19 protein-coding genes and 1 tRNA gene are annotated in these 18,516 nt (G+C 70.8%); 9 read left to right on the top strand and 11 right to left on the bottom strand.

The window, feature by feature from the left end; translation table 11 throughout:
* Positions 1-85: 85 nt before the first annotated feature.
* From AOK09_RS07045 to AOK09_RS38880, 4 genes are all read right to left on the bottom strand, one after another.
* Complete coding sequence (locus tag AOK09_RS07045) at positions 86-907, bottom strand: MBL fold metallo-hydrolase (protein WP_055586255.1); 822 nt, start codon at positions 905-907, stop codon at positions 86-88.
* A complete protein-coding gene (locus tag AOK09_RS07040; RefSeq protein WP_157875817.1) occupies positions 904-1,785 on the bottom strand; it encodes an NUDIX hydrolase in 882 nt (293 codons plus the stop codon). The genes AOK09_RS07045 and AOK09_RS07040 overlap by 4 nt, the downstream gene beginning before the upstream one ends.
* An 82-nt stretch (positions 1,786-1,867) precedes the next feature.
* Positions 1,868-2,335 carry a RidA family protein gene (locus AOK09_RS07035; protein WP_055586253.1) on the bottom strand — a complete coding sequence of 156 codons (468 nt, stop codon included), beginning with the start codon at positions 2,333-2,335 and terminating at the stop codon, positions 1,868-1,870.
* Positions 2,332-2,493, bottom strand: a complete 162-nt coding sequence (locus AOK09_RS38880; protein WP_003981536.1) for a DUF4177 domain-containing protein — start codon at positions 2,491-2,493, stop codon at positions 2,332-2,334. The genes AOK09_RS07035 and AOK09_RS38880 overlap by 4 nt, the downstream gene beginning before the upstream one ends.
* A gap of 214 nt (positions 2,494-2,707) precedes the next feature.
* Here AOK09_RS38880 and AOK09_RS07030 point away from each other — a divergent pair, with 214 nt between their 5' ends.
* Both AOK09_RS07030 and AOK09_RS07025 read left to right on the top strand, forming a co-directional pair.
* Positions 2,708-3,763 (top strand): ArsA-related P-loop ATPase, encoded by a 1,056-nt coding sequence (locus AOK09_RS07030; protein WP_055586252.1) that lies wholly within the window; start codon positions 2,708-2,710, stop codon positions 3,761-3,763.
* Positions 3,760-4,986, top strand: coding sequence for an ArsA family ATPase (locus tag AOK09_RS07025; RefSeq protein ID WP_055586251.1), 1,227 nt, complete (start codon positions 3,760-3,762; stop codon positions 4,984-4,986). Before AOK09_RS07030 ends, AOK09_RS07025 begins: the two co-directional genes overlap by 4 nt.
* A gap of 30 nt (positions 4,987-5,016) precedes the next feature.
* Here the strand turns inward: AOK09_RS07025 and AOK09_RS07020 are convergent, their stop codons facing one another.
* Entirely contained in the window at positions 5,017-5,334 is a 318-nt protein-coding gene (locus AOK09_RS07020; RefSeq protein WP_055586250.1) for a WhiB family transcriptional regulator, read from the bottom strand.
* 379 nt (positions 5,335-5,713) lie between these two features.
* Here AOK09_RS07020 and AOK09_RS07015 point away from each other — a divergent pair, with 379 nt between their 5' ends.
* Positions 5,714-7,966, top strand: coding sequence for a transglycosylase domain-containing protein (locus AOK09_RS07015; RefSeq protein ID WP_055586249.1), 2,253 nt, complete (start codon positions 5,714-5,716; stop codon positions 7,964-7,966).
* Positions 7,967-8,048: 82 nt separating this feature from the next.
* Here the strand turns inward: AOK09_RS07015 and AOK09_RS07010 are convergent, their stop codons facing one another.
* Positions 8,049-8,510 (bottom strand): GatB/YqeY domain-containing protein, encoded by a 462-nt coding sequence (locus AOK09_RS07010; RefSeq protein WP_055586248.1) that lies wholly within the window; start codon positions 8,508-8,510, stop codon positions 8,049-8,051.
* A 130-nt stretch (positions 8,511-8,640) separates the two neighbouring features.
* Here AOK09_RS07010 and AOK09_RS07005 point away from each other — a divergent pair, with 130 nt between their 5' ends.
* The 3 genes from AOK09_RS07005 to AOK09_RS06995 all read left to right on the top strand — a co-directional run bounded on the left by AOK09_RS07005 (position 8,641) and on the right by AOK09_RS06995 (position 10,839).
* Positions 8,641-9,567, top strand: a complete 927-nt coding sequence (locus tag AOK09_RS07005) for a D-alanyl-D-alanine carboxypeptidase family protein (protein WP_055586247.1) — start codon at positions 8,641-8,643, stop codon at positions 9,565-9,567.
* 156 nt (positions 9,568-9,723) lie between these two features.
* Positions 9,724-10,665: a metallophosphoesterase gene (locus AOK09_RS07000; RefSeq protein WP_055586246.1), complete on the top strand. Its 942-nt coding sequence runs from the start codon at positions 9,724-9,726 to the stop codon at positions 10,663-10,665.
* A 100-nt stretch (positions 10,666-10,765) separates the two neighbouring features.
* Positions 10,766-10,839 (top strand) — tRNA-Pro (locus AOK09_RS06995).
* Between the two features lie 92 nt (positions 10,840-10,931).
* On the opposite strand, the gene AOK09_RS37395 is transcribed toward AOK09_RS06995, so the two are convergent.
* The 4 genes from AOK09_RS37395 to AOK09_RS06975 form a co-directional block, all read right to left on the bottom strand.
* Positions 10,932-11,102 (bottom strand): hypothetical protein, encoded by a 171-nt coding sequence (locus AOK09_RS37395; RefSeq protein WP_217698388.1) that lies wholly within the window; start codon positions 11,100-11,102, stop codon positions 10,932-10,934.
* Positions 11,103-11,840: 738 nt separating this feature from the next.
* The gene (locus AOK09_RS06985) at positions 11,841-12,332 is read right to left on the bottom strand and encodes an SRPBCC family protein (protein ID WP_055586244.1); all 492 of its coding nucleotides are present in this window, start codon (positions 12,330-12,332) and stop codon (positions 11,841-11,843) included.
* Positions 12,333-12,397: 65 nt separating this feature from the next.
* Positions 12,398-13,867 carry a DHA2 family efflux MFS transporter permease subunit gene (locus AOK09_RS06980; RefSeq protein ID WP_055586243.1) on the bottom strand — a complete coding sequence of 490 codons (1,470 nt, stop codon included), beginning with the start codon at positions 13,865-13,867 and terminating at the stop codon, positions 12,398-12,400.
* A gap of 44 nt (positions 13,868-13,911) precedes the next feature.
* Positions 13,912-14,505, bottom strand: coding sequence for an SRPBCC family protein (locus AOK09_RS06975; RefSeq protein WP_055586242.1), 594 nt, complete (start codon positions 14,503-14,505; stop codon positions 13,912-13,914).
* A 268-nt stretch (positions 14,506-14,773) separates the two neighbouring features.
* Here AOK09_RS06975 and AOK09_RS06970 point away from each other — a divergent pair, with 268 nt between their 5' ends.
* The 3 genes from AOK09_RS06970 (at position 14,774) to AOK09_RS43085 (ending at position 17,601) form a co-directional block, all read left to right on the top strand.
* Positions 14,774-15,475, top strand: coding sequence for a TetR/AcrR family transcriptional regulator (locus AOK09_RS06970; protein WP_055586241.1), 702 nt, complete (start codon positions 14,774-14,776; stop codon positions 15,473-15,475).
* A 675-nt stretch (positions 15,476-16,150) separates the two neighbouring features.
* Positions 16,151-17,425, top strand: coding sequence for a COG4705 family protein (locus AOK09_RS06965; RefSeq protein ID WP_055586240.1), 1,275 nt, complete (start codon positions 16,151-16,153; stop codon positions 17,423-17,425).
* A 50-nt stretch (positions 17,426-17,475) separates the two neighbouring features.
* Positions 17,476-17,601: a hypothetical protein gene (locus tag AOK09_RS43085; RefSeq protein WP_265736708.1), complete on the top strand. Its 126-nt coding sequence runs from the start codon at positions 17,476-17,478 to the stop codon at positions 17,599-17,601.
* Between the two features lie 33 nt (positions 17,602-17,634).
* On the opposite strand, the gene AOK09_RS06960 is transcribed toward AOK09_RS43085, so the two are convergent.
* On the bottom strand, positions 17,635-18,429 hold the full coding sequence (locus AOK09_RS06960; protein WP_055586239.1) for a DUF4097 family beta strand repeat-containing protein: 795 nt from the start codon (positions 18,427-18,429) through the stop codon (positions 17,635-17,637).
* Positions 18,430-18,516 lie beyond the last annotated feature (87 nt).

The raw sequence follows: 18,516 nt of genomic DNA, 5'->3' as shown, positions 1-18,516 counted from the left end.
CGGTCGGACGACGGCCCCAGGCCTCCCGGCGCGCAGCCGCAGGGAGGCCCGGGGCCCGGCGCGGGGCGTGGTGAGGCCCGCCCGGCTAGATCAGGCCGTGCTCGTCCAGATAGTCCAGCTGCGCCCGCACCGACAGCTCGGCCGCCGGCCACAGCGCCCGGTCCACGTCGGCGTAGACATGCGCCACCACCGCCGCCGGGGTGCGGTAACCGGCCTCCACCGCGGTCTCCACCTGCGCCAGCCGGTTCGCCCGGTGCGCCATGTAGTACTCCACGGCCCCCAGCGCGTCACCCAGCACCGGCCCGTGGCCCGGCAGCACCCTCGTCACCCCGTGCTCGGAGGCCAGGTCGCGCAGCCTGCGCAGCGAGTCCAGATAGTCGCCCAGGCGGCCGTCCGGATGGGCGACCATGGTGGTGCCCCGGCCCAGCACGGTGTCACCGGTGAGCACCGCGCCGTCGGCGGGCAGATGGAAGCAGAGCGAGTCCGAGGTGTGGCCAGGGGTGCCCACCACCCGCAGGTCCAGCCCGCCGGTGGTGATCGTGTCGCCGTGCCGCAGCCCCTCGCCGCCCAGCCGCTGCGCCGGATCCAGCGCCCGCACCGCGGAGCCGGTCAGCTCCGCGAACCGGGCGGCGCCCTCGGCGTGGTCGGCATGGCCGTGGGTGAGCAGGGTGAGGGCGATCCGCTGGCCGCGCTCCTCGGCGGTGCGCACCACGGCCCGCAGATGCCCCTCGTCGAGCGGGCCCGGGTCGATCACCACCGCCAGGCCGGAGCCCGGCTCCGAGACGATCCAGGTGTTGGTGCCGTCCAGCGTCATCGGGGACGGGTTGGGCGCAAGGACGCAGACCGCCCGGTCCGTCGCCGGGCCGCCCACCCCGGCCCGCGGGGCGCCGGGGATCAGGCCGGTCATCGGGCACCGTCCGCGGCCGCGGGGAAGACGCCGTCCAGCGTCAGCCGTTCGTACCCGGGCCAGCGCACCGTCACCCGGTCCCCGTCCACCCGGATCCGGGCCATCACGGGTGCCAGGGTGCGGGTTGCCGCGGCCTCCAGTACGGTCCGCGGGCTGGTCAGCGGGGCGAGTTCACGCAGCACGGTGATGGTCGGCGGCAGCATGCCCAGCTGCCCGGCCTCGAACCCCCGGACCGCCTCCGACGGCTCCGTCCAGGTCACCCGGTCGGCCTCCCCGGTGGAGTCCGCCGCCCGCTGGCCGCCCGGCAGCACCGCGGCGAAGAACCAGGTGTCATAGCGGCGCTCCTCGAACTCCGGGGTGATCCAGCGCGCCCAGGCGCCCAGCAGGTCGCTGCGCAGCACCAGCCCGCGCCGGGCCAGGAACTCGGCGAAGGAGAGCCGGTGGGCCTCCAGATCGGCCCGGTCCTGCTGCCACCCGGGCCCGGAGGTGTCGGCGACGACCGACTCCCCGTCCGGTCCGGCCAGCAGCACCCCGGACTCCTCGAAGGTCTCACGCACCGCGGCGCAGACCACCGCCTGGGCCGACGCCCGGTCGGTGCCCAGCCGCAGCGCCCACTCCTCGGGCGGCGGTCCGGCCCAGCCGATCCGCCCCTCGCCGTCACGCGGGTCCACGGCGCCGCCGGGGAAGGCGTACATCCCGGCGGCGAACGCCATGGTGGTGCGGCGCCGCAGCAGATAGGCCTGCAGGCCGCCGCCGGTCTCCCGCAGCAGCACCACGGTGGCCGCCCGGCGCGCCGCCACCGGTTGGAGCTCCCCCGCCGCCAGTGCCCTGATCCGGTCCGGCCAGGACGGCGGCATCGCCATGTGCTGATCACCCATGGGGCGGATGCTACGGCCCCGCGCCCGGAAAGCGAACGGGTCGCCCTCCGGGAGGCGGGGCCGGGGCGGTCCGTACGGCGGCTCAGCCTGCCGAGACGCGGACCTGGATCTCCACCTCGACCGGGGCGTCCAGCGGCAGCACCGCCACCCCGACCGCGCTGCGGGCGTGCACTCCCGCGTCGCCGAACACCTCGCCGAACAGTTCGCTGGCGCCGTTGACCACACCGGGCTGACCGGTGAAGTCCGGAGCGGAGGCGACAAAGCCGACCACCTTGACGACCTGCTCGACCCGGTCGAGGTCGCCGATCACCGACTTGACGGCGGCCAGCGCGTTCAGGGCGCAGACACGGGCCAGCGCCTTGGCCTCCTCGGCGGTGACCTCGCCGCCCACCTTGCCGGTGACGGCCATCCTGCCGTCGGCCATCGGCAGCTGGCCCGAGGTGAGGACCAGGTCGCCGGAGCGCACCGCGGGCACATAGGCCGCCAGCGGCGGGACGACCTCGGGCAGGGTCAGCCCCAGCTCGGCCAGCCGGCTCTCCACCTTGCTCATGCCTGCTTCTCCCGCTTGAGGTAGGCCACCAGCTGCTCGGGGTTGTTGGGCCCGGGCACGACCTGCACCAGCTCCCAGCCGTCCTCGCCCCAGGTGTCCAGGATCTGCTTGGTCGCATGCACCAGCAGCGGCACGGTCACGTATTCCCACTTGGTCATGGGGCGACTCTAACGGCTGACGGATCCGCTTCCGCGGGCATCCTGGCCGCCGCTGTGAGGTCCGACACAAAAGGCTGCAAATCCCCCCTGGCTCCGGGGGCTTCCCCGCATCCGCGCGGTCCGGTGGTTACGCTCGCGGCGTGGGCCCTCCCCCGTTCGGGCAGGCCCTCCACGGCAGGACGATCGGATCGAGCAGGGCGGGATGAGGTCGAGCATGGCGCGCACCCAGGAGGGGGGATCGGACTGGGAGGGGGTCCGGCTGCACGTGGTCAGCGGCAAGGGCGGGACCGGCAAAACCACCGTCGCCGCGGCGCTGGCGCTGGCCCTGGCCGCAGAGGGCCGCCGCACCCTGCTGATCGAGGTCGAGGGGCGGCAGGGCATCGCCGAGCTCTTCGGCATCGCCGCGCTCCCCTACGAGGAGCGGAAGATCGCCTCGGTCTCCCCGGCCCGGCTGGGACTGCCCGGCACCGGCACCGGCGAGGTGTTCGCGCTCGCCATCGACCCGGAGCAGGCGCTGCTGGAGTACCTCGACATGTTCTACAAGCTCGGCCGCGCCGGGAAGGCGCTGAAGAAGCTGGGCGCCATCGACTTCGCCACCACCATCGCCCCCGGACTGCGCGATGTGCTGCTCACCGGCAAGGCCTGCGAGGCCGCCCGGCGCAAGGGCCCGGACGGCCGCCGCGCCTATGACGCCGTGGTGATGGACGCCCCGCCGACCGGCCGCATCACCCGCTTCCTCAACGTCAACACCGAGGTGGCGGGGCTGGCCCGGTTCGGGCCGATATACAACCAGGCCCAGGCGGTGATGCGGGTCATCAGGTCCGCCGAGACCGCCGTCCACCTGGTCACCCTGCTGGAGGAGATGCCGGTGCAGGAGACCGTGGACGGGGTCGCGGAGCTGCGCGAGGCCGGACTGCCGGTGGGCGGCATCGTGATCGACATGGTCCGTCCGCCGCTGCTGGACGAGGCCGCGGTGCGGGCCGCCGACGGCGACCACCGCGAGGAGGTCGCCAGGGCGCTGGTCGACGCCGGGCTGTCCGGGCGCTCCCGCAGCGCCCAGGCCGTCCGCACCCATGTGGAACCGCTGCTGGACCCGCTGCTGGAGCAGGCCAGGGAACACGCGGAACGGGTGCTGCTGGAACGTGAGCAGCGGGCCGAGCTGGCGCGGCTGGGCCTGCCCTCGTACCAACTGCCGCTGCTGGGCGAGGGCGTGGACCTCGGCGGTCTGTACCGGCTGGCGGCCGAGCTGAAGAGTCAGGGGGCGGCATGACCGGGAAGACCGGGGCGACGGCGGCGGAGCGGGCGGAGCCACAGACCGCTCTGGACGTCGACGCGCTCCTCGACGACCGGGAGACGCGGATCATCGTCTGCTGCGGCTCCGGCGGCGTCGGCAAGACCACCACCGCGGCGGCTCTCGGGGTGCGCGCGGCCGAACGCGGCCGGCGCGTGGTGGTGCTCACCATCGACCCGGCGCGGCGGCTGGCCCAGTCCATGGGCCTGTCCGAACTGGACAACACCCCCCGGCCGGTGAAGGGCGTCGCGGCCGCCAACGGCGGTGAGCTCTGCGCCATGATGCTCGACATGAAGCGGACGTTCGACGAGATCGTCATCGCCCACTCCGATCCGGAGCGCGCCCGCACCATCCTGGAGAACCCCTTCTACCAGTCCCTGTCGGCCGGCTTCGCCGGGACGCAGGAGTACATGGCGATGGAGAAGCTGGGCCAGCTCCGGGCCCGCGACGAGTGGGACCTGATCGTCGTGGACACCCCGCCCAGCCGCTCCGCGCTGGACTTCCTGGACGCCCCCAACCGCCTGGGGTCGTTCCTGGACGGCCGGTTCATCAGGGTGCTGATGGCGCCGGCCAAGGTCGGCGGGCGCGGCGCGATGAAGTTCCTGGGCGCCGGGATGGGCCTGGTCACCGGGGTCCTCAACAAGGTGATCGGCGCCCATGTGCTGACGGATGTGCAGACCTTCGTGGCGGCGCTGGACTCCATGTTCGGCGGCTTCCGGGAGCGCGCTGACCGCACCTACCGGCTGCTGCAGGCGCCGGGCACCGCCTTCCTGGTGGTGGCCGCTCCGGAGCGCGACGCGCTGCGGGAGGCGGCGTACTTCGTGGACCGGCTGGCCGCCGACCGGATGCCGCTGGCCGGGCTGGTCCTCAACCGGGTGCACACCACCGGGGCCCCGCAGCTCACCGCGGAACGGGCGCTGGCCGGCGCGGAGACCCTGGAGGAGAACGGCATCGGCGACGGGACGAGCGCGGCCGCGGGCGCCTCCGGGGGAAGCACCGCCGCCGAGGCCGTGGCCGCCGGTCTGCTGCGACTGCACGCCGAGCGGATGCAGGTGATCGCGCGTGAGCGGCGCACCCGTGACCGCTTTGTCTCGGTCTATCCGGACGTCCCCATCACCGAGGTCCCCGCCCTGCCCGGAGACGTCCACGACCTGGACGGACTCCGGGAGATCGGCGCGCGTCTGAACTCCACCCCGGCCTGAGGGGGGCGGGGCCCACCCGTCGGGTGGGCCCTAACCTGCCTGTGCGTAGTCCGGAGCGCCGACGCCCACGGACTGCTCGTACTCGGTCCGCGCGGTCTCCAGCAGCCTGCGCCACGAGGTGACCGTGGGCCGCCGCCGCAGCAGCGCACGGCGCTCCCGCTCTGTCATTCCACCCCACACGCCGAACTCGACGCGATTGTCGAGGGCGTCCGCCAGGCACTCGGTGCGCACCGGGCATCCGCTGCACACGGCCTTGGCGCGGTTCTGCGCCGCCCCCTGGACGAAGAGTTCGTCCGGATCACTCGTGCGGCAGGCTGCCTGCGCACTCCAGTCGTCAACCCAGCTCATGCTGGCGCCGTCCTCTCCCGAATCGAGGCTCCCCCACGGCGGCAACGGCATATTCACCGCTGCCAGTTGAGGACGTTACGGAAGAACGGCAGGTTGCAACAGCCCCTCGGGGCCCAATCTCGAATGGCCCGAACGGACTATGGGTGCCTGGGAGGTCACTCGCCGGAGTGACCGCAGCCTGGAGGCCTCCTGGGGCGCCGACGGGAGGCTTCGGGGACCTCCGCCCGGCAACTACTCCTGGCATATGTTGCGATCCGGACAGATCTCATCACCCACAAGAGTGAGTGCTGAGGGGTCGCTGAAGTTGTCGCAACCTTGTGACAGCGTAAGCGAACATATGCCCAGCTGTCCGCGATTCCCAGGACGTAGTCTGTCCCCCATGGCACAGAAGCGCTCGGGATCTCCCCTGGACAAGGCCAAGCTCGCCGTGTACTTCGCCGGCGCGAGCGTCCTGGCCGGCGTCCTCGCCGCCGGACTGGCCCTGCCTGCGGCAGGCGCACTCGGACTCACCGCCAAGAACACCGCGGAGAGCTTCAACAGCCTCCCGGCGAACTTCGAGGCGCCCACCCTCTCCCAGGCCTCGTACATCTACGACGCCAAGGGCGGCCTGATCGCCAAGGTCTACGACCGCGACCGCACCATCGTGAAGTTCGACGACATCGCCCCGGTGATGCGCCAGGCCCAGGTGGACATCGAGGACGCCCGCTTCTACCAGCACGGCGCGATCGACCTCAAGGGTGTGCTCCGCGCCGCCACCAAGAACGCGGAGTCCGGAAGCACCGAGGGTGCCTCCACCCTCACCCAGCAGTATGTGAAGAACGTCTTCGTCGAGGAGGCCGGCGACGACCAGAAGAAGTTCCTGGAGGCCACCCGGCAGACCGCGGGCCGCAAGATCCAGGAGCTGAAGTACGCGATCACGGTCGAGGAGAAGCTCTCCAAGGACCAGATCCTCACCAACTACCTCAACATCACCTTCTTCGGGAACGGCGCCTACGGCATCGAGGCGGCCTCCAACCGCTACTTCAGCAAGCACGCCAAGGACCTCACCCTCCCCGAGGCGGCGATGCTGGCCGGCCTGGTGCAGAACCCCTCCGCGTACGACCCCACGCTCCACCCGCAGGCCGCCAAGGAGCGCCGTGACACGGTGATCCAGCGGATGGCCTCGCTCAAGCACATCACCGAGGCCCAGGCCCAGCAGGCCATCGCCACACCGCTGAAGCTCAAGTTCTCGCCCCAGCAGAACGGCTGCATCACCGCCAAGCGGGGCGAGGGCTTCTTCTGCGACTACGTACGCAACGTGATCAAGACCAACCCGGCCTTCGGCAAGACCAAGGCGGACCGCGTCAAGCTGCTCTCCCGCGGCGGCCTGAAGATCTACACCACCCTGGACCCCGCGGTGCAGGCCGCGGCGAGCTCCGCGATCACCGGCAGGGTCCACGCCAGCGACTCGGTCGCCTCGGCGATCACCATGATCAAGCCGGGCACCGGGCGGATCCTCGCCATGGCGCAGAGCCGCCCCTACGGCCTGAGCGCCAAGCAGCACCAGACCCAGGTGAACTTCAGCGTCGGCAACGACCTCGGCAGCGGCGGCGGCCAGCCGGTCGGCTCGACCTTCAAGCCGGTCACCGCGGCGGCGGCGATCGAGGGCGGTACGCCGCCGACGCAGGTTTTCCCGTCGCCCAACAAGATGGTCTACCCCACCATGTCCACCTGCAACGGACAGTGGGTGCAGAACGGCGACAGCACCCGGAACGAGAGCGCCAGCGAAAAGGGCCCCTACTCGATGCAGGAGGCCATGAACAAGTCGGTCAACACCTACTTCGTCCAGCTGGAGCAGAAGATCGGCCTCTGCCCGGTGGCGAACATGGCCGGCAAGCTGGGGCTGGGCACCCAGGCGAACGGCGACAAGCTGCAGCAGCTGGCGTCCATGACCCTGGGCGTCCTCAACTACTCGCCGCTTCAGATGGCCGACGCCTACGCCACCTTCGCCGCCCGCGGCACCCACTGCGACCCCGTCGCCATCACCGCGGTCACCTACGGCACCAAGCGGCTGACGGTCCCCAAGGCCAACTGCCAGCAGGTGATGACGGAGAAGACCGCCGACACCATCAACACCCTGCTGCTGGGCGTGACCCAGGACGGTACCGGCACCAAGGCCGGCCTCACCGACCGCGACAGCGCGGGCAAGACCGGTACCACCGACGCTGCGGGCTTCACCGGCCCGATGAACGCCTGGTTCACCGGCTACACCCCGGACATCGCCGCCTCGGTCTGGCTGGGCGACCCCAACCAGGGCCACACCATGCTCGACATCACCATCGGCGGCCGCTACTACCCGCAGGTCTTCGGCGCCGACGGTCCCGGTCCGATCTGGAAGGCGGCCGTCTCGCAGGCCCTCAGCGGAACCGCGCCGAGCTCCTTCAACCGTGTCTTCATCCCCGTGCCCAAGCCGCCGGAGGACAAGAACAAGGACAAGAACGGCAAGAACAAGGGCGGCCAGGCCACCGCCGGCCAGATCGCCGGCGCCACCAACGGCGGCATCACCCTGCCGCCGGGCTTCATCGGCGGCAACACCGGCGGCCACACCGGCCGCGCCGGAGGCAACACCACCGGCGCCACCACCGGCCCCTGATCGCAGGGCCCGCCCCACACGGCGAGGGGGCACCCCGGTTCTCCGGGGTGCCCCCTCCCTGTTGTACGGGACCGACCAGCCGTCAGCCGCTGAGGGCCTGCTTCACCGCGGCGGCCACCCGGCCGCCCTCGGCGCGGCCGGCGACCCTGGGGTTCACCAGCTTCATCACCGCGCCCATCGCCCGGGGTCCCTCGGCGCCGCCCGCCGCGGCCTCCTTCACCGCCTCCGCCACGATCGCGGCCAGCTCCTCGTCGCCCAGCTGCTGCGGCAGATAACCCGCCAGGACCTCGCCCTCGGCGCGCTCCCGCGCGGCCGAGTCGGCGCGTCCGGCGTCGGCGAAGGCCTCGGCGGCCTCACGCCGCTTCTTCGCCTCACGGGTGATCACCTTGAGCACCTCGTCGTCCGAGAGCTCCCGGGCCTCCGTACCGGCCACCTCGGCGTTGGTGATCGCGGTCAGGGTGAGCCGGATCGTCGCGGAGCGGAGCTCGTCCCGGGCCCTGATGGCAGAGGTGAGGTCCTCCTGCAGCTGCTTCTTGAGCGTCATGCCCCACATTGTGCCTGCACCGGGCCGGTGCCGCCCCGTATTAAGGCCGCGCTGCGCAACCCCGCACGGCTGTCGGGCGTCGTACTCCGCGAATACGTCGGACCATCAGATGTTCTGAAACGGAGCACCCATGAGATCCGGGTACACCGGCATCCGCCGCATGGCCGCCGCGCTGACCACCGCCGCCGCGCTGCTGGCCGCGGTCCCGGCCACGTCGGCTCAGGCCGCCACCGGACCGTCCGGCATCAGCGCCCGGGGGGCCGTCCTGATCGACGCCTCCACCGGCAAGGCGCTCTGGGGCAAGGGCGCCGACACCAGCAGGCCGATGGCCAGCACCACCAAGATCATGACGGCCACGGTGGTGATGACCACCAAGGGCCTCAACCTGGACCGCAAGATCACCATCAAGAAGGAGTACCGCAGCTACGTCGCAGCCAAGGGCGCCTCCAGCGCCGATCTGCGCACCGGAGACAAGCTCACCGTCCGCCAGCTGCTCTACGCGATGCTGCTGCCGTCCGGCTGCGACGCCGCGTACGCCCTGGCCGACAACTTCGGCACCGGCAAGACCATGGCCGCGCGCACCGCCAACTTCATCTCCAAGATGAACGCCAAGGCCAAGGCACTGGGCCTCAAGGGCACCCACTTCGACTCCTTCGACGGGATATCGCCCAAGGGGCAGAACTACACCACCCCGCGGTCGCTGGCCCTGCTCACCCGCTTCGCCCTGCACAGCGGCAACATCCGCACCATCGTCGCCACCACCAAGACCCGCCAGAAGGCCACCAACGGCCGCATCTACACCTGGTACAACACCAACAAGCTGCTCGGTGCCTACAAGGGCGCCACCGGGGTGAAGACCGGCACCAGCACCCCCTCGGGCCCCTGCCTGGTCTTCGCCGCCACCCGCAACGGCCGCCCGGTGATCGGCGTCCTGCTCTACGACAGCAACCGCTTCACCGATGCGGCCAAGATCCTCAACTGGACCTACGGCGTGAAGGCGTCGGCCAACAGCACCTTCGTGCCGCGCCGTCTGCCCGCCGGCGTGCCGACCGACTGATCACCGGACCGATCACCGGACCCGCCGGACTGATCCGCCGTCCGGAGCCCTGAGCCCGGAGTGCCGAGGGCGGCTCCCACCCTGAGTGGGACCCGCCCTCGGCCGTCAGTGCCCCTCGATCATGTACCGCCACGGGCCGTCTGCAACCATGGACCGATGCGACCGCTGTACGCCGTACCCCTGGGAATCGCCGCCACCGGCGCCGCCTGCTTCGCCTACGCCGCCGGGTACGAGGTACGGGCCTTCCGCCTCCGCCGGATCGAGGTCCCGGTGCTGCCGCGCGGCTCCCGCCCCCTGCGGGTGCTCCAGGTCTCGGACATCCACATGGTCTCCGGCCAGCGCCGCAAACAGCGCTGGCTGCAGGGCCTCGCCTCGCTCCGCCCCGACCTGGTGGTCAACACCGGCGACAACCTCTCCGACCCGGAGGCCGTACCCGAGGCCCTGGACGCCCTCGGCCCGCTGCTGGAGTTCCCGGGGGCGTATGTCTTCGGCTCCAACGACTACTACGGACCCGTCGCCAAGAACCCGCTGCGCTACATCGGCGCCCGGCTCTCCGGGGACCACGGCCTGAACGCCGCCGACGGCAGCGCCCGCCGCGGGGTCACCGGCGCCATCCACAACCCCTGGCAGCAGCTCCGGGACGGCTTCGACTCGGCGGGCTGGCTCAACCTCACCAACACCCGCGGCCGGCTCAGGATCCAGGACCTGGAGATCGCCTTCACCGGCCTGGACGACCCCCACATCCGCCGCGACCGCTACAACAAGGTCGCCGGCGGCCCCGACACCTCCGCCGACCTCGCCCTGGCCGTGGTGCACGCGCCGTACCTGCGTGTCCTGGACGCCTTCGCCGCCGACGGCTATCCCCTGGTCCTGGCGGGGCACACCCACGGCGGCCAGGTCTGCGTCCCCTTCTACGGCGCCCTGGTCACCAACTGCGACATCGACCCCGACCGGGTCAAGGGCCTCTCCACCCACACCGCCGGGGGCCGCACCTCCTACCTGCACGTCTCCGCGGGCTGCGGCACCAACCGCTACACCCCGTTCCGCTTCGCCTGCCCCCCGGAGGCCACCCTGCTCACCCTGGTCCCCCGCCCCTGACCAGCACGTCGGCCCCCGCCGCACCGCTTCGAAAGCGGATTTCGTCTCCCGCCACGGGTCCGGTAGAGTACTACTCGTCGCGCCGGAGACGGTGCGACACCGGGGTGTAGCGCAGCTTGGCAGCGCGCTTCGTTCGGGACGAAGAGGCCGTGGGTTCAAATCCCGCCACCCCGACCCAGGAAAGTGCAGTTCAGGGCCGGTGTTCTCGCGAGAGAGCACCGGCCCTGACTCGTTTCAGGGGCGCTGGGGGCCGGCCCGGGGGCTGATCATGGAATCCGGCTGCCCCCCGAGGCCCCGGTGCGGCCCGTCAGCAGCGCGTCCAGCGCGGCGACCGGTGAGCGTGGCGAGAGCCGGCGGCGCTCCTCCAAGGACTCCTCCCATACCTCGGTCAGCCCGTCCAGCGGCCAGCGCCGCACCGCGCGGTGATGTGCGAGCACCGCGCCTGCACCGATCCGTCCTCATGGCCCAAGCGGTCGTCCATCAGCTGCGGGGGTGCCCCCACCTCCCGCATCAGGGTCTTTCTCCGTTCGCTGTGCCGCGCGGATGGCGCGACAGAAGAAACGGATGCTGCGACCACCTGGCGAGCCGGATCCGGGTGTTGGTGGTGCGGCCGGTGGGTGGCAGGCCGCGCGCGGGTGCGTTTCGACCTGGTGGTCGGCGGTGGCGCGGCGCATGAGATTTGGGGGTTGGTGGGGGCCGGGTTCGCCCCGAGGCTCGGAACATCAGCCCGCCGCGGGCGGTGGTGGGTGAACCGGACCAGGAGGTCTGCATGTGGCAGCGGATGTGCATCGTCGTGGCGTTGGCAGGGATCGTGGGCGGGCTTGTGGCGCTGGGCTGCTCGCTCCTGCAGGCGTCGGCCGCGCTGCAGGGGGTCATGGTGGCGGCCGGGAGGGTGTGGGCCGGTCCGGCGCTACGTGGAGGAACGGCGCAAGGACGCCTGCGGCGCGCGGGTACACGCCGACGCCGGTGAGGTCGACGGGGGCAGCAGTGGGGGCCGGTTTGGAGGCATCCGAACTGCAACCGGCGCTGAGCCTCGGTCGTCCCTCGCCGTGGGTTGACGGAGGGCCAGCCACAGAACAGACAGTCGTAGCCGGTGCGTGAGGACGCGTAGCACATGGAACACCCCCCGACCATCCGGTCGGGGGGTGTTCCGCAGCGGTGTTCGAAGGACCGTCCTACCGATTTTCGGCTTCGGTCTTGAGCTGGTGCAGCCAGTCGGTGAGGGACTGCTCCAGGGCCAGCCGCAACGGGTCGGGCTGGGCCTCGACCACGGCGCCGCTCCAGGACTCCTCGGTGTGGATGGTCACGCCGCCGTCGTGCTCTTCGAAGGTCCAGACGTGGATGCCGTCGATGCCGTTGGCGGGTCCGCCCCAGGCGATGCGCTCGCCGTGGACGACCTGGAAGAGGGTGGAGGTGATGTCGAGGCCGTGGGTGAGCCAGCGGAAACTCGCTCCGGGGGCGAGGGGGCCGGCGAACTCGACCCGCTCGACGTTGGTGTTCCACCGGGCCCACCCCGCGATGTCGGAGTGCAGGTCCCAGACGACGGCCAGGGGGGCGTTGACGGTGGTGGAGACCCGCACGATCACGGGGGCGTTCTCGTCGACGGCGGTGATCGCGGCCGGCTGGGTCTGCGGGGCGTCGGTGGCAGTGGTGGCGTCGGCGTTCATGGTGGTGTCCTCCGGGCTTGCGAACGGGTAACGGGTCAGCGGGAGTTGGGGTGCGTGGGTGGGTTTCAGAGGGTCCTGCGGGTAGCCGTCTCCTGCGTGGATCGGCCGCGGCGGGGGGCGATGAGGGCCGCGAGGAGGGCTGCGGCGGCGGCGATCGCTGTGCCGGCGAGGAAAGCTGCCTGGTAGCCGCTGTTGATGGAGGCCAGGGTGGGGCTGGTTCCGGTGTGGCGGGTGGCGACGGCGCTCAGCAGGGCGAGCCCGAGGGCTCCGCCGATCTGCTGGGTGGTGTTGATCAGGCCTCCGGCCAGGCCGGCGTCGGCCGGGGCGACCTTTTCGGCGGCGGTGATGTTGACGCTGACGAAGGACAGGCCCAGGCCTGCTCCGACCAGGAGCGAGGGGCCCAGGATGTCGCCGGCGAAGCTGCCGTGGACAGCGGCGGTGGAGAACCAGCCGAGGCCGGTGGCGAGCAGGAGCGGACCTGTGACCATGAGGGTTTTGGTGCTGGTGCGGGCTGCGAGCTGTGGTGCCAGCGTGGCTGCCGTAATGATCATCAGCGCGAGGGGGAGCTGGCTGAGTCCGGCCTTGAGTGGCGTGTAGTGCAGGATCTGCTGCAGGTACAGGGAGAGGAAGAAGAACAGTCCAACCGTGGCCGCGCCGACCGCCGCCATGATGACGTTGGCGGAAGTGACAGTGCGCAGCCGGAAGATCCGCAGCGGCACAAGCGGCTGGGTGACCGCTCGCTCAGTGGCGACGAAGGCCGCGAGCAGGAGTGCGCCGAGGCCGAGTGCGGACAGGACCAGGGGCGAGGTGATCCCCTTGGCGTTGATCTGGGAGAGGCCGTAGACGATCGAGGCCAGTCCCGTGGTGAGGGTGAGGGCGCCGGGGAGGTCGATCCGGCCTCGCGTTCCGGTGCCGGCGGGGACGTAGCGGAGGGTTCCTGCGGTCACCGCTGCCGCGACGGGGAGGTTGACCAGGAAAATCGAGGGCCAACCGAAGGCGCCGGTGAGCACGCCGCCCAAGAGGACGCCCGCCGCACCTCCGCAGCCGGCCACCGCCCCCCACACGCCCAACGCCTTGGACCGCTCCCTGCTGGGGAACAGGGTGGTGACCAGGGACAGGGCGGCCGGTGACATCAGCGCCGCCGCGGCTCCCTGGACGGCACGGGCCGCGATCAGGATGCCCGCGGTGGGGGCGAAGGCGGCGACGGCCGATGCCGTGCCGAATCCGATGAGGCCTGCCAGGAAGGTGGCGCGCCGGCCGCGCAGGTCGGCGATCCGCCCGCCCAGCATGAGCAGGCCGCCGAAGGTCAGCACATAGGCGGTCACTACCCAGGACAGGGAGGAGGCGGCCATGTGCAGGCCGGTGCCGATGTCCGGCAGGGCGATGTTCACGATCGAGGAGTCGAGTACGACCATGAACTGGGCGACCGCGAGCACGCCCAGAGCGACCCAGCGGCGCGGGTACGGCGGGTGCTCCGGTGTGGGCGAGACCTTCTGAACGGTGGGCGAGGCAGGCAGGGTGTGCAGGGCTTCCATGGCTCCGGCTCCTTTCGTGGCTGATGTGCTTGGGCGGCCGTTGGTCAGGAGTCGCTTTCGCTCCTGTGCTTGAGGTTGTTCACCCAGTTCTGGAGCGAGTTGTCGAGGGCTGCCTGCAGGACGGCGGTGTTGGCCACGACCGGAGCGCCGGTCCACGACTCCTCGGTGCGCACGAGCACGCCGCCCTTGACGGGAGTGAAGGTCCACACGTGGATCGCGTTGATGCCCTGGGCGGGACCACCCCAGGCCAGGCACTTGTCGTGCTCGACCGTCTTGACGGTGGACGTGATGTCCAGGCCCTCGGTGGCCCAGCGGAACACAGAGCCGGACCGCAGCGCGCCGGGGGTCTCCTTGACCAGCGAGGTGACGTTGGGCTGCCAGGTGGGCCAGTTCTCGACGTCCGTCTGCACCTTCCAGACCGTCTGCAGGGGAGCGTTGACCACGATCTCCTTGCGGGTGATCACCGGTGCGGTCTCGTCGGGGTGGACGTCGCCGCAGGTCAGCGACTGGCTGTAGGGGGCCTTGGCCGACTGGCGGACGTGCGTGTCGTCCTTCGAGTTGCCGAAGGCCAGACCGGGGGTGGCGAGGACCAGGACTGCGGACAGGGCGGCGAGCGGGACGGCGTGGAGAGCGCGCATGACGTGTTCCTTCGAGTGGAGACCGAGAGCGGGGCACCCGGAAGTCCGGGTGGGAAGCGAGTGAGCGTTACTGCCGCTCGCTTCTGTTAGAGACTGTAACTATGGTTACGGTCAGACGCAACTCGCGGCGGTCGCGACTGCATGTAGGCGCACCCTCGGCGCACCGCCATTCACTGACACCGCGCTCCAGGAAGTTAGAAGGAAGAAGGGAAGTTACGATGGCTCACACAGGAGAGATGCTCGGCACGGCAAGCAAGGAGGAACGGCGATGACAACCGGTGGACCACGGGCCAGGTACCGGGAGCAGACGCGCACGGAGATCAAGGAGATCGCCTTGCGACAGCTGGCCGAGGGGGGCATCTCGGCGGTCGCCCTCACCCGCATCGCCAAGGAGTTGGAGCTCTCCGGCCCGGCCCTGTACCGCTACTTCGCCAACCGGGACGACCTGCTCGGTTCCCTGATCGGCGACGCCTACCAGGACCTCGCCGCAGCCATCGGGGAGGCCGCGCAGGCGTCCGCGAAGTACACCCCTCGTCATCGGCTGCTGTCCCTGGCCGGAGCTCATCGAGCCTGGGCCGTGGCGGAACCCCACCGCTACCTGATGATCGCCGGAACACCGCTGCCCGGCTACAGCGCCCCGCCCGAGACCCTCGCGCAGGCGCGCGCGGCGCTCGGCCCGTTCCTGCCGCTGTTCGCGTCAGCGCAGCCCATTTCCGCGGTACTGCCCGTTGCCGAGCAGATGGATACCTGGGTACACCAGGAACCCGCGGTCGCCGCCTGGGTCGCGCAATACCTCGACACGACAGACGGCGCGGACCACGCCCTGGCCGGAGCCGTCATGGCGTGGACCCGCATCCACGGAGTGGTGAGCCTGGAGGTCGAAGGCCTTTACAGCGGCATGGGCCACCAGCCGCAGACGCTGCTGGAGGTGGAGATGAACACGCTCGCCGACACCTTCCGGCTCGGTTGACCGCGGGCGCGCACCGAGAACCGGCGCAGCCGCGCCACAGGAAAGCTCCATCGACCTGGGAGAAGACCTGGAGAAGATCAAGCAGTCGACGCCTCGAAGCGCCGACGCAAACCAACCCAGAGCGAGCCTCTGAGCTGCGGCTTTGGGCCTGGATCGCAGCTCTGGGGCCTCCCAGGGCCTGATTCGGGACGAAGGCCGTGGGTTCAGATCCCGCCACCCCGACTTCGTAGCACCAGCTCAGGGCCGGTGTCCTTTCCAGGACACCGGCCCTGTCCGGCGTTTCCGGGGCTCTCTGGAGAAATCCAGTCGAAAATCTTGGAATCCGTCTCCGGATCGGCCTCTGCCGGCACCCTAACGATCATGCTTTGCCGGAGCCGGACCACGAGACCGTCGACAGCCGGAGCACTCCGGCTCCGAGGGTGCCGACCAGGGGAAATGGAGAACTTCCACCCGAGTGCCTAGGGTCAGCGCGTGGCTTTCATCGTGGTGTGCGAGGACGATGCGGCGGTCCGCGACGTGCCGGGGCTGGCCGTGGTAAGGCGTCTCGCCGCGTCCGCGGGAGTGGCAGTCCGTGCGGTCGCGGATGGTCACGGCCGCGTCGAGGTGACCTTCCCCGCGCCGGAAGCGACTGCGTAGTCAGGTTGTGTGCAGGTTGGCCGAGCAAACCTGCGCTGTATGACAACGACAAGCGAAGCCCGCACGCGCCGCAGCGGGCGGCTGATGCTGAACAAGGTTCCCGAGGTCACCGTCTGGTTCTGGGTGATCAAGATCCTTTGCACGACCGTCGGTGAGAGTTTCGCCGACTGGATCAACATGAAGCTGGGCGTCGGCCTGGTGAACACGGCCTGGATCTTCACCGCGGTGTTCGTCGTGGTTCTGGGCGTCCAGCTACGGCTCAAGCGGTACGTCCCGTTCCCGTGCTGGCTGACCGTGGTCGTTGTCAGTGTCACGGGCACGCTGTACACCGACATCCTGACCGACCAGCTCAACGTGCCGCTCTGGATCAGCTCCACGGTGTTCTCGGTCCTGCTCGCCGTGGTCTTCGGTGTGTGGTGGCTGCGCGAGCGCACCCTGTCGATCCACTCGGTCACGACCTTGCCGCGTGAGTCGTTCTACTGGCTCGCCGTTCTCGTCACCTTCGCGCTCGGCACCGCGACCGGCGACTGGACCCTTGAGCTCACCGGCTGGAGCCCGGGAGTCTCGGTCCTGCTGCCGCTCGGCCTTATCGCGGCGATCACCGCGTTGTGGAAGTTCGGGGCGAACCCGGTGCTGTCGTTCTGGCTCGCCTACATCCTGACCCGGCCGCTGGGCGCCAACATCGGTGACTGGCTCGCCTCACCCAAGGTCGCTCAGCCGGGCGAGCCGACCGGGCTTGCGCTGGGCACCTTCACCACCAGCCTGGTCTTCCTCGGCCTGATCCTGGCGACCGTCGTCTACCTGACGGTGACGCGCTCCGACGTGACCGAGACCTACGAGGCTTCGCACGCTCCGCAGATCACCGCCAACCTGCACAGGGAACGCATCGCACTGGCGGGCTTCGGCCTCCTCGCCGTCGCCACCGGCAGCCTGCTGTTCTGGGCGCACAGCCGGCCGCACGTCGGCCCGGCGCCGGAGACCGACGCCACCTCCACCGTTCACCTCGCCCCCGGCCAGGCCGTGAAGCACTTCCCGTCCACGAAGGTCGACGCACTGAAGGCACTCGCCTCGACCTCGCTCAGGGACGCACGGTCGGGAAACGCGACCGGGGCCCATGCAGCTGCCCAGTCGCTGCGCGACCTCTGGGATGCCGACCAGGCTTCCTTGCAGCCGCTGGACAACACCGGCTGGACGTTCATCGACGCCCAGATGGACCAGGTCCTGGTGACCTTCGGCATCGACCACTCGAATCCGCCGATGCCGCCGGCCCAGCAGGAGGCTGAACTCGACTCCCTCCTCGCAGATATGCGCTGACGGACCTGATCGGCGGCGCCCCCTGCGGCCGCCGCCGATCGGCCACCCATGTGCCGGTCGGCCACGAGAGCGGACTGACCAAGCACAAGTCCCGGCTGGTCCGCCGGGCGGCCTTGCTGGGGCCCCGGGAGCTGGAGCGGGTGGAGGACGTCGTACGCCTGGTCCTCGACCTGTGACGGTCTGCGTCGGCCCCCGGGGCGCCGTACCTCTCAGCCGCCGTCCCGCAGCAGGGTGATGTCACCCGTGCTGCTGGACGCGGTGATGACATGGGAGCTGCCCGGGGTGTCGGGCGTTCCGTCGTGCACGATGTCGCCGAGCGAGGACTTCAGATCCAGGTGGTAGCCGGGAGACGCCGCGGACGGGAGGTGCAGGGACACGTCGCCCTGGCTGCTGGTGGCCCGGACACCGGTCGGCGCCTGGGCGAAGGAGAGGTCCACGTCGCCGTTGGTGGCGCCGGCGGTGGTCTGCGCCGCCCGGATGCCCGTCGCCGAGACGTCTCCGTTGGTGCTGGTGAGGGAGAGCGGTCCCTGGCTGGCGGAGGCGCTGATGTCGCCGTTGGTGGTGACGATGCTCAACGGTGCGGTGAAGCCGCTCGCATCGACGTCCCCGTTGATCCCGTGGACGGTGACGGTGACCCCGCGGGGCACCTGCACCAGGTCGTGGACGCTGCAGGAGCCCAGCCCCCAGCCGCAGTGCACCTTGAGGTGGAGAGTGTCCCCGCTCATCGACCAGGAGATGTCCGGCTTGCCGCCGCCGGCCTTCCACACCTTGATCCTTCGCTCCACCTGCACCCGGTCGCCGTCGGCGGGGGTGAGGGTGAGGTCCGCGTTGTCGCTCTCGACGACCAGGGTCCGGCCCGGCAGGGCGAAGGAGCGGTGGTCCGGCTGCGGATCGCTGTCGGCGTCGGTGGAACAGGCCGTGGCGGCGGCCGCCAACAGTGCGGCGGCCAGCAGTGCTGCGGCAGGGCGCAGCAGATGGTGTGTGCGGGTCCCGGTGGTGGGCATCGTCGCTCTCTCCCCCTGAGTGGTGTGGATATCACGCTAGGGCAGGCGGGGGAGCGCTTCGATCCGGTGCACCGGTGGGTCGGGGGT

The organism is Peterkaempfera griseoplana (assembly GCF_001418575.1).
GTDB classification, from domain to species: Bacteria; Actinomycetota; Actinomycetes; order Streptomycetales; family Streptomycetaceae; genus Peterkaempfera; species Peterkaempfera griseoplana.
This window is presented reverse-complemented; position numbering and strand designations above follow the sequence as displayed.

Coding starts and splice junctions, on each gene's coding strand:
- AOK09_RS07045 (WP_055586255.1), bottom strand. CDS start 907: ATGACCGGCCTGATCCCCGGCGCCCCGCGGGCCGGGGTGGGCGGCCCG.
- AOK09_RS07040 (WP_157875817.1), bottom strand. CDS start 1,785: ATGGGTGATCAGCACATGGCGATGCCGCCGTCCTGGCCGGACCGGATC.
- AOK09_RS07035 (WP_055586253.1), bottom strand. CDS start 2,335: ATGAGCAAGGTGGAGAGCCGGCTGGCCGAGCTGGGGCTGACCCTGCCC.
- AOK09_RS38880 (WP_003981536.1), bottom strand. CDS start 2,493: ATGACCAAGTGGGAATACGTGACCGTGCCGCTGCTGGTGCATGCGACC.
- AOK09_RS07030 (WP_055586252.1), top strand. CDS start 2,708: ATGGCGCGCACCCAGGAGGGGGGATCGGACTGGGAGGGGGTCCGGCTG.
- AOK09_RS07025 (WP_055586251.1), top strand. CDS start 3,760: ATGACCGGGAAGACCGGGGCGACGGCGGCGGAGCGGGCGGAGCCACAG.
- AOK09_RS07020 (WP_055586250.1), bottom strand. CDS start 5,334: ATGAGCTGGGTTGACGACTGGAGTGCGCAGGCAGCCTGCCGCACGAGT.
- AOK09_RS07015 (WP_055586249.1), top strand. CDS start 5,714: ATGGCACAGAAGCGCTCGGGATCTCCCCTGGACAAGGCCAAGCTCGCC.
- AOK09_RS07010 (WP_055586248.1), bottom strand. CDS start 8,510: ATGACGCTCAAGAAGCAGCTGCAGGAGGACCTCACCTCTGCCATCAGG.
- AOK09_RS07005 (WP_055586247.1), top strand. CDS start 8,641: ATGAGATCCGGGTACACCGGCATCCGCCGCATGGCCGCCGCGCTGACC.
- AOK09_RS07000 (WP_055586246.1), top strand. CDS start 9,724: ATGCGACCGCTGTACGCCGTACCCCTGGGAATCGCCGCCACCGGCGCC.
- AOK09_RS06985 (WP_055586244.1), bottom strand. CDS start 12,332: ATGAACGCCGACGCCACCACTGCCACCGACGCCCCGCAGACCCAGCCG.
- AOK09_RS06980 (WP_055586243.1), bottom strand. CDS start 13,867: ATGGAAGCCCTGCACACCCTGCCTGCCTCGCCCACCGTTCAGAAGGTC.
- AOK09_RS06975 (WP_055586242.1), bottom strand. CDS start 14,505: ATGCGCGCTCTCCACGCCGTCCCGCTCGCCGCCCTGTCCGCAGTCCTG.
- AOK09_RS06970 (WP_055586241.1), top strand. CDS start 14,774: ATGACAACCGGTGGACCACGGGCCAGGTACCGGGAGCAGACGCGCACG.
- AOK09_RS06965 (WP_055586240.1), top strand. CDS start 16,151: ATGACAACGACAAGCGAAGCCCGCACGCGCCGCAGCGGGCGGCTGATG.
- AOK09_RS06960 (WP_055586239.1), bottom strand. CDS start 18,429: ATGCCCACCACCGGGACCCGCACACACCATCTGCTGCGCCCTGCCGCA.